Here is an 8484-nt window from a genome sequence, read left to right as displayed (position 1 = left end):
CTGATGCACCCGTACTACGCGGCCGAGCGCGGCCTCGTGGACGACGTCATCGACCCGGCCGAGACCCGCGAAGTCCTCATCAGCGCCCTCGCGATGCTCCGCACCAAGCACGCCGATCTGCCGTCCCGCAAGCACGGCAACCCGCCTCAGTAGAAGCGAAGGAGACCTGCCACCCATGAGCGTCACCGCAGACACGCTGCTCAAGGTCGAAAAGGGCCACGCCGAGCCCGAGGAGCTGGCCGCGATCACCGCGATCCTCCTCGCCCGCGCCGCCGCCACCCCCGCGGCCGCCCCGGTGCACCGCATCGGCTCCCAGGCCCGCTGGCGCCGCCTGGAGCGCAGCCCCGGCTTCCAGGCCCCGCACAGCTGGCGCTAGTACTACAACGGTGCTTTTCCTGATGGTTGGGCAGCTTCGGGTGGTGTGTGGCCGCGCCGTTGGCAGTGGCTGGTGCGGGCTTGGTGCTGTCGTCGACGGCGCCAGTGGTGGTGGCCATGACGTGGAAGACGTCCGCCCGCTCCAGCTCGGTCCGCCGGCTCTTGGAGTAGCCGGAGCCGGCGTCCGCGGTCACTCACCCGAACGGGATGCTCTCCTCGATTGCCCGGCGGACCAGCGCCCCGGCCCTGGCCCCGGGGGCCCGTTTGGGCCTCGTAGACGACGGTGACCCTGCCGGAGCGCGCCGCCTGGGGGCGGGGCCCTGCTCCAGGTCCCTGCCCGGCGTCGCGGGCCTCGCCGCTGCACCCAGTCGAGACGACCCCGGCGAGGAGCAGCACACTTGACAGGACGATGCGCGCCCTCTTCGAGCGACCGGCGGTGTTCGGCATCCTTGATCGGCTCCCGTCGCGTGTCCTCGCACTGATCCTCCGGCCGTCCGGAGGCGGGTGCCCGTCGAGCCGCCCGTACGGGGGACCGTTCGCCGCGCCAGTGCCTCCACACGATCCGGCCGGGAAGAACGGCGAGAACTCCCGGAACGGCAAACGCTCCAAGACCGTCGTCACGGACGTCGGGCCGGTCGAGATCGAGTCCCGCGGACCGGGGAGGGCTCGTTCGAGCCGCAGATTGTCAAGAAGCGCCAGGGCTGGCTGACCGGCGTCGACGAGATGGTCCTCTCACTGTCCGCGAAGGGCCTGACCCACGGCGGGATCTCCTCTCACGTGGCCGAGGTCTAGCGCTCAGAGGTGGCCAGTCCTCGCGGCACCGTCAGCGAGGGTCGCCGGGTGCCCGAACCAGTCCGTCAGGTTCTTGCGCAGCTCCTCCGCGGCCGCGTCTACAGGTGTTGACGGTGCGTCGATCCACGCTGCGTGCCCGTCCGGGCGGACGAGGATCGCGCGGGCGCGCTCCAGGGCGTGCGGATGGGTATGGGCGGTGGTGACCCGGTTGGTCCATGGCCGGGCGGTGGCGGAGAGGGCGTCCGCGCCCGCCGCGCCGTCGAGCAGCAGCGCGCCGCCGTTCGACCGGGTGAGCAGCGCTGTAAGGCTGTCCTCGCTGTCCGGGCCCAGCGGGATGTCGGGCACCATCCGTCCCGCCCACGGGTGTGCGGCGTCTCCGGAGGCGGGGTACTGGGTGCCGATACCGGTGATCGCCTCGGCCAACGGCCCGGCCGTGTCCCGGGACTCGGCCAGCTCTGCGAGCAGATCGCGGACGGGTGCCAGGCGGTCGTCGTCCCCGTTCGCCGGGGCGAGCACCGCCTGCGCGCGGGTGTTGCGGAGTAGGCGCTTGCCGGCCGCGTGGCGCTCGTCGTCGTAGGTGTCCAGCAGCGTGTCCGGCGCCTGCCCCCGCGCCACCAGGGCGAGCTTCCAGCCCAGGTTCACGGCGTCGTCGATAGCCGCGTTGACGCCGATAGCGCCGGCCGGGGGGTGGATGTGCGCGGCGTCCCCGGCGAGCAGGACCCGGCCTGCCCGGAATCGCTCGGCGAGCCGCGCCGCGTCGCCGAACCGGGTCAGCCACCGCGCCTCGGCGATCTCGACCCGGTGTCCCAACGCGGTATCGATCGCGCGTTGGAAGAAGTCGAGCGGCACCGGCTCGTGCGGGTCGGCGGGTGGTGCCGGGTCAGCGGTGAGGAGACGGACGTAGCCGGGGCGCGGGATCGCGAACACCGAGGGGCCGCCGGGCCCCGCATTGGGGCCGAACGAGACAGCCGACGGGTCGGCGAGCACCACGTCCCCGAGCAGGGTGAAGTTCCGCGCGCGCGTCCCCGGAAAGCCGATCCCGGCCGCCTTCCGCACCGTGCTGCGGCCCCCGTCGCAGCCGACCAGCCATCGGCAGCGGACGGTTGACGGTCCGCCCGGGCCGTCCACCTCGACCGTCACGCCGTCACCCTCCTGCCGCAGCCCGGTGAGGCGCCGGCTGCGGGCGACCCGCGCGCCTGATCCCACGGCCCACTCGGCGAGCAACTCCTCCACGCGGGTCTGAGGGATGCCGAGGGCGTAGGGGTGTTTGGCGCGCATGGCGGTGAGGTCGAGGCGGGATGCACCGACGAACATCGTCGTCTGCACGGTCGGTCCCTCGGCGAGGAAGCCGGCGGCCAGGCCACGGCGGTCGAGCAGCTCCAGGCTCCGGGCGTTGAGGTTGAACCCGCGGCAGAAGCCCGGCGGTTCGGGCTCCCGCTCGAGGACCAGTGCCCGGACCCCGGCGCGCCCCAACTCCCCGGCGAGCGCCAGCCCGGCGGGCCCGGCACCGGCTATCAGGACGTCGACGACCTCGTCCTTCGATGCGGTGTCACTCATCGGTCGTCCCCTCCGGCCACGTCAGCGTTCCGCGCTCGATCTCGTCAGCGATGCGCTCGACCCAGGCCAGCTCGGCCTGCGCCATGGCCGCGGCGTACTCGGCCTCGATGACGAACAGGCGCGGCGCGTTGTGATCCTCGCGGGCCGCGCGGTAGCTCTCGGCGTCCTGCGCGATCCGCTCCCGCAGCGCGGCGGCCCGCTCCCGCAGCGCCCCAGCCGCGCGGACGCGGCCCAGCGCGCCGAGGTACCCGACGGCGGAGAGAAACCGCGGGTAGTCGGGTGAGGGCTCTCGGATCAGCTCGTCGAGCCAGTCGGTGAAGCCGTCCCGCCCGGCGGGGGTGTGGCGGTAGACGGTGCGGGCCGGACGGTTGCCGACCTGCTCGGTGCTGTCGGCCTCGATCCACCCGTCCCGGCTGAGCGCGCGGACGGTGTCGTAGAGCGATCCGGTCGTCAGCTTGAACGCGCGCTCCATGCCGCGCCCGCGGAGCGTACTTGCCATGGCGTGGGGATGCATCGGCTGCTCCAGCAGCAACCCGAGTACGGCGAGGGCGAGGGCATTGGCGGGGCGCTTCGGAGGCTCATGGGCGGCGGGGGGTTCAGGGGTACGCATGGAGCTCCAGTATTCCGACATGATTACTTGGTAGCGATTACTCGGATCCAACCATACGGGCAGGATGTCGAGTGCAAGCAAGTGGCTTCCCCGTCGGCGACCCCCTGGGTGTCACTCCGCCGCTTTCAGTTGCGACCGCAGGTTCACACAGCGACTTCGCGACAGGTCCCGTTCAGCCGCGTGGATTGGTGTTGGTGGGGCCGGGGCCGGAACGACAATCCAGACTCGATGAGCAACACCCAGGCAGAGCCATCCGATCTCCGCGCGGATATCAAGCACCGCGCCGACGGCAAGCACGACACGTTCGGCCTTCACCTGCGCTGGCAGATCGGCGACAACCAGTCGACGGCGGAGAGCGAACCATCACCTTCCAGCTCTGGCACTGGCATGACGACGGCGAGCACTACGACTTGGAGCACTTCCAACTCCCGGCACGCGGAGAATGGCGCGTCCAGGTGCGCCGGACCACCTACTGGGCACTCGGCCGGGACCGGCTGGCCGGCCTCGCAGCCGAGGCCGGGTTTGTCGACCCTCAGTGCCGGATGCCACGGGAGACGGGCTTCTTCCAGCCGCTGCTTGTGGCCCGCGCCGTCAAGTAGGACTGGCAAAAGCGCCCAAGCCGTCCATTCCTCCGTGGCGAGCACCTCCACGACCGGCTGACCGACCCCCCGGAGTGGCTGGCCGCTTTCGTCGCCCACGTCGCGGCCCGCCACTGCGTCTCCAGGGCCTGCGGCTTCGTCACCGACCTGGGCCGTCTCCTGGAGGACGAGCACTCAAACTCGCCCCGGCCCTGCTGGAGCGTTCCCGCAGGCCCGGACGGTCGATGGGCTCCTTCGCCCGCTCGCTCGAAGACTTCTTCACCCTCCGCGGCCTGGCCCTGCCCACCGACCAGGCCGAACGGCTCGCCGCCGACCGGCGAAAAGCGCCGTCTCGATGCAGTTCCCGAGCCGCTGCAGCAGTCCGTCGTTGCCTTCGACGCCTCTCGGATGCGAGCCCAGGACCGGGCCCGCCGGGCCGGCACCCGGCCTCGCAGCGATCACACCCTCGAAACCGCCCTGGCCACCATGCGTGACCTCGCGCTCTTCCTCGTGACCCACCGCGGGAAGGACGACTGGGCCCTGGTGGGCGTGCACGACATCGAAGCCTTCCCGGCCACCTTGCCCAAGGCCCGCAAGCGCCGGCTGATCGTGCTGCGGCAGTTTTTCCGCTTCGCCCGCACCCAGCACGTCGTGCTGATCGATCCGACCCGGACCCTGACCGCGAAGGAGCCGAACAACTTCCGCGGCAGGACGCTCACCCTCGACGAACAACGCAAGCTCTTCCGCCGCTGGGTCACTGACGAGCACGTGCACCCGCACGAGGCCCTGGTGGGCACCCTTGCCCTGCTGCACGGAGCCTCCAGCTTGGAGGTCCGACTGCTGCGGATCACCGACGTGGATCACCAGGCCCAGGTGGTCCGCCTCGGCAAGCGGCCCCATCCCATTCCACTGGATCCGGCCTCCTGGATGACACTGCAGCGATGCCTGGCCCATCGCGATGGCTGGAGGACCGACAACCCTCACGTGATGGTCACCAAAGGAACGAAGGCCGGGCGGAGCCCGGCCTCAACTGCCTACCTTTCCCACGTCCTTGACGACTGCGGGTTCCCGCCCCGCATGATCCGCAGCACCCGTCTCGTCGACCTTGTGAACACCATGGATCCCAAGCTCGTCGCCGCCGCGTTCGGCATGGACCCGCAGGCCACAATGATCTATCTCGGCGACCACGTCGACGAGGGGCGCCTTCCTGCCTCGGAGACCAGCAGGAAATGACGAGAGACCGTCCCAAGGCCGGACAGAATTACGGGCATGACCGTCTTCTCCTGCACGAACTGTCAGCAACAAATCAGCCCTGACCTCCGGGAGGTAGCGATGCCGCCGCCTGTCACGGAGGATGCCGCGGGACACAGGTTCCTGCCATCGCTGATGCCGCGCGAGTCCTATGCAGTCAGCCCTCACAACGGTGTGCTCGTCCTCAACCCCGACGATGCCTCGGGAGTAGCCAGACACCCTGACCGTGGGCGCCTCAATGGATGCTGCGGACTCGACGGCCTGGACGGTCCCAACCTCGTCTGCGATGCCTGCGGAGCCGAGATCGGCACCCAGCAATCGGACTGCTGGTCTCAACAGCTGATCGCGCTGATACCCGTCGCGGTGACCGCAACCATCTCTCCATCCGCTTGAACCCGTGAAGTTTCGGCAGCACCTGGCACGGGTTCGCTGGAACATGTGCGCTTTGCCGAACGACTCGTTGGAGGCGATGGCGACGCTGTTCTTCTCTTCGCATTCGGTCAGAACCTGGAAGAGGAGTTCGGCGCCGCGGCGGTCGAGTTCCATGTAGCCGAGTTCGTCGATGCAGAGCAGGTCGACGCGGCCGTAGCGGGCGATCGTCTTGGAGAGCTGCTTCTCATCGGCGGCCTCGACCAGCTCATTCACCAGCTTCGTCGCCAGCACGTACTTGACCCGGTAGCCGGCCATCGCCGCCTCGGTCCCCAGCGCGATCAGCATGTGCGACTTGCCCGTCCCGGAGTCGCCGATCAGGCAGAGCGGCTGACTCTTCTTGATCCACTCGCAGCTGGCGAGGGTGTGGATGGTGGCCGCGTCGATGCTCGGGTTCGCCTCGAAGTCGAAGGCCGCTCGACATCAGCGTCGGTGATCTTCCGCGGGACACCGGGCCGGGGCTCGTCGTGCATGCCTTCCAGACCTCGGTCGAGGAACCGGCGCCGCCAGGTTCGACCGTCTCGGGGGCGATCCCAAGACGGCGCGATACCTCCGCGATCGAATGTCCCTCCGCGGACTCGAGCACGATCCGGGAGCGCAATGCCAAAGCCTGCGCGGTCGAGCGACGACGCACCCACCCACCAAGCACAGCCCGCTGGGCATCGGTCACCGACAACGGCGGGATCTTCGGTCCACGACGACTCACACCAAACCAACGACGAATCTCTGACTCAGGTCCGTAGCGCATGGCACGGGAGGCCCGCTCTGCTCGGGAGCGGGCCTCGTCACAGCGACTTCGCAGCAGCCTGTCAGGTCTGGGCTTGGGTAGTTCGCCGGCGCCAGGTGCTCACGGCGGCGATGCCAATGAGAACCAAGAACACCGCTATGGCTAGCCCGCGGGTCACACTCCAGGTGGTACCTACCAACCCTTCCTGCCTATCCGCTTCGGCGGAGAGACGCATGGTGGTCTCGCAGATCACCACGACTGGCACAAGCAGCTGGCTGGGAAGGCGGAAGGGCCCTGTACGGGCACAGTGCCCCGCGAGCCCGCAGATAGGCCCCAGAAGCAAGGCGAACACACACCACAAGGCGAGCATGGAAAGAAAATCGCCCCATGCAAAACTCAGGGCTCCTGAACTCGGGCGGCTGAAATCGGGCTGCCTGAAGTCGCCTTGCATTGCCTTCGTCACATAGTAGGCAAAGACGGTAACCACAAGGGACGCGAACCCCATTACGGCCGCGCGTCTTTTCGAGTTAGCCAGTAGCCCGGAAACGAATGCCACTAGGGCGTATATCCAGCCTGCTACGAGCGTGACACTTGCCGCATGACTCGCATGCCCACCAGTGGATTCCAAAGTGGGGCCGGAGATTCCGACGATCACACCACCAACGAGGGTTAGCGCGACAGCCGATAAAAAAGAACGCACGGGCGGGACCTCGATACATCGGACGAAGGGTGCGCGCAACCATACCGGGTCCCTGCTCACACCGCTAGGCCGCCAATGAAAGACCCGAAGGCCTGGCCATCCCGCAAAAGGTACGGTTGGCCAGACCTTCGGAGAAGGCGAAAGTGCGACGCTATGGAGCTTAGTAGAGGCCCCAGTAGGCGTTGCACGTGTACGCTGCGCCGGCGGTGATGCCCGCCGTGGCCCAGATGTCAGCTTCGCTGATGTCCTTGTCGACCCCGCCCGCGAACGCCACGCTGGCCGAGTGCTTCTTGGTCGGGTGGATGTAGTTCGAGTAGCACCTCTTGCCATTCCACTGGGCCGTGGTGCCATAGTTCCAGGTGCCGCCGCCGACACTTTGGGCGGCTATCCCAGCGATACCCGACTTGGGGGCCGTCGACACGTTGAAAGAGGCCACACCCCACTTGGTCGGCTTCTCACCGTGCGGGCCGATGAGCGCGGCCGGAGGGGTGGCTCCCTCGGCCGCCGTAAACACCTGGAACTGCGGGGCTGCCGGGGTAGCCGCAGTGGCGGGTCCGGCAGAGACGAGAGCTCCAGCGGCAGTCAAAATGGAGACTGCGGCCAGAGTGATCTTCCCGGGCTTCTTCAATTCATTCCCCGTCTACTAGTGGTCACGAATTGTCTCCTCGCGCTGTCGCTTGAGTTGACGGGAACATCTTGCGTACATGCCGATCTCGCCGAGAAGTCATCTTTGAGACAGGCACCCACCCGAATTCAGGCATTCTGCATAGGCGTTGGCGAATAGAGTCCTGCCATAGCAGGAAGGGTATGCGACCTTCCATGCAATTAATTATTTCAGCTACCATGGCCGATTATCGACTGGCTCGAATGAGACCAGCTCGCCGGGCGTTGAGTTCATGAACGATGGGTCGATCTCGGCCGACGCGCCGTGCACACCGCCCAAGGGTCAGCGATTACCCGCTAGGCGGAACTGAGCGATGTGGCCGAAAACGGCCAACGCGCTCCGTGTATCTCGTCACCTGCAACAACATCGAGCCAATAGCCCACGCCAAGAGCTCGTAAACGGATCTTGTTGAGATGTCCTGGTCGGGTGTAACCAGTGTGATGATTCGGCCGTTCGTGAGTGCGTGAGCACTCGGCCGTGGATCGTGGACGACGACTTGTGGGCACTGATCGAGCCTTTGCTGCCGCGCTGGCCGAGAGGTCGCCAGGGCCGCGGCCGGTAGCTGACCGTCTGTGTCTGCAAGGCATCCTGTACGTCCTCTGCAACGACATCGCCTGGCAACTCCCACCGCCTGAGCTTGGATTCGGCTCGGGACAGACCTGCTGGCGGCGCCTGGAGCGGTGGCAACAGGCCGGAGTCTTCGACCAGCTGCACCGGATCCTGCTCGCCGAGCTGAACGGCCGGCCGCCTCGACTGGTCCAGGGCCTGCGTGGACGGCTCCCACATCCGCGCGAAAAAGGG

Annotated in this window: 9 protein-coding genes and 3 pseudogenes; 6 read left to right on the top strand and 6 right to left on the bottom strand. The window is 67.9% G+C overall.

The genetic code is table 11. The features are described from left to right. Both IE207_RS32740 and IE207_RS32735 read left to right on the top strand, forming a co-directional pair. Positions 1 to 153, top strand: a 153-nt coding sequence (locus IE207_RS32740; RefSeq protein ID WP_190186907.1) for a carboxyl transferase domain-containing protein, incomplete at its 5' end; no start/stop codon positions are given. A gap of 22 nt (positions 154 to 175) precedes the next feature. Further along, the gene (locus IE207_RS32735) at positions 176 to 376 is read left to right on the top strand and encodes an acyl-CoA carboxylase subunit epsilon (RefSeq protein ID WP_190187967.1); all 201 of its coding nucleotides are present in this window, start codon (positions 176 to 178) and stop codon (positions 374 to 376) included. A gap of 106 nt (positions 377 to 482) precedes the next feature. On the opposite strand, the pseudogene IE207_RS32730 reads toward IE207_RS32735, so the two are convergent. Then, positions 483 to 626 (bottom strand): annotated as a pseudogene (locus IE207_RS32730) (IS701 family transposase); the annotation flags it as partial. A gap of 305 nt (positions 627 to 931) precedes the next feature. On the opposite strand from IE207_RS32730, the pseudogene IE207_RS32725 reads away from it, so the two are divergent. Beyond that, positions 932 to 1164, top strand: a pseudogene (locus tag IE207_RS32725) (transposase); the annotation flags it as partial. Between the two features lie 6 nt (positions 1165 to 1170). On the opposite strand, the gene IE207_RS32720 reads toward IE207_RS32725, so the two are convergent. Both IE207_RS32720 and IE207_RS32715 read right to left on the bottom strand, forming a co-directional pair. After that, positions 1171 to 2724, bottom strand: a complete 1554-nt coding sequence (locus IE207_RS32720; RefSeq protein WP_190187966.1) for an FAD-dependent monooxygenase — start codon at positions 2722 to 2724, stop codon at positions 1171 to 1173. After that, a complete protein-coding gene (locus IE207_RS32715; RefSeq protein WP_190187965.1) occupies positions 2717 to 3334 on the bottom strand; it encodes a PadR family transcriptional regulator in 618 nt (205 codons plus the stop codon). Before IE207_RS32715 ends, IE207_RS32720 begins: the two co-directional genes overlap by 8 nt. 1064 nt (positions 3335 to 4398) lie before the next feature. Here IE207_RS32715 and IE207_RS33695 point away from each other — a divergent pair. Both IE207_RS33695 and IE207_RS32705 read left to right on the top strand, forming a co-directional pair. After that, positions 4399 to 5145 carry a site-specific integrase gene (locus tag IE207_RS33695; protein ID WP_229874295.1) on the top strand — a complete coding sequence of 249 codons (747 nt, stop codon included), beginning with the start codon at positions 4399 to 4401 and terminating at the stop codon, positions 5143 to 5145. 36 nt (positions 5146 to 5181) lie between these two features. Further along, on the top strand, positions 5182 to 5556 hold the full coding sequence (locus IE207_RS32705; RefSeq protein WP_190187968.1) for a hypothetical protein: 375 nt from the start codon (positions 5182 to 5184) through the stop codon (positions 5554 to 5556). A 54-nt stretch (positions 5557 to 5610) separates the two neighbouring features. Here IE207_RS32705 and IE207_RS32700 read toward each other — a convergent pair. From IE207_RS32700 to IE207_RS32695, 3 genes and pseudogenes are all read right to left on the bottom strand, one after another. After that, positions 5611 to 6003 (bottom strand): annotated as a pseudogene (locus tag IE207_RS32700) (ATP-binding protein); the annotation flags it as partial. Positions 6004 to 6401: 398 nt separating this feature from the next. Beyond that, the gene (locus IE207_RS34300; RefSeq protein WP_373304816.1) at positions 6402 to 7019 is read right to left on the bottom strand and encodes a DUF6518 family protein; all 618 of its coding nucleotides are present in this window, start codon (positions 7017 to 7019) and stop codon (positions 6402 to 6404) included. A gap of 160 nt (positions 7020 to 7179) precedes the next feature. After that, positions 7180 to 7647 (bottom strand): lactococcin 972 family bacteriocin, encoded by a 468-nt coding sequence (locus IE207_RS32695; protein ID WP_268250225.1) that lies wholly within the window; start codon positions 7645 to 7647, stop codon positions 7180 to 7182. A gap of 534 nt (positions 7648 to 8181) precedes the next feature. Here IE207_RS32695 and IE207_RS32690 point away from each other — a divergent pair. Continuing rightward, the coding region (locus IE207_RS32690) for a transposase (RefSeq protein WP_190187963.1) at positions 8182 to 8484 on the top strand (303 nt) is incomplete at its 3' end.

The sequence above is a fragment of the Streptomyces cirratus genome, from assembly GCF_014650775.1.
GTDB lineage: Bacteria > Actinomycetota > Actinomycetes > Streptomycetales > Streptomycetaceae > Streptomyces > Streptomyces cirratus.
Note: the sequence above shows the minus strand (reverse complement) of the source record. Positions and strands in the feature narration are given on the sequence as shown.

What these genes read in the sequence shown, in the direction of transcription:
- IE207_RS32735 (WP_190187967.1), top strand. Translation starts at nt 176, where the DNA reads ATGAGCGTCACCGCAGACACGCTGCTCAAGGTCGAAAAGGGCCACGCC.
- IE207_RS32720 (WP_190187966.1), bottom strand. Translation starts at nt 2,724, where the DNA reads ATGAGTGACACCGCATCGAAGGACGAGGTCGTCGACGTCCTGATAGCC.
- IE207_RS32715 (WP_190187965.1), bottom strand. Translation starts at nt 3,334, where the DNA reads ATGCGTACCCCTGAACCCCCCGCCGCCCATGAGCCTCCGAAGCGCCCC.
- IE207_RS33695 (WP_229874295.1), top strand. Translation starts at nt 4,399, where the DNA reads ATGCGTGACCTCGCGCTCTTCCTCGTGACCCACCGCGGGAAGGACGAC.
- IE207_RS32705 (WP_190187968.1), top strand. Translation starts at nt 5,182, where the DNA reads ATGACCGTCTTCTCCTGCACGAACTGTCAGCAACAAATCAGCCCTGAC.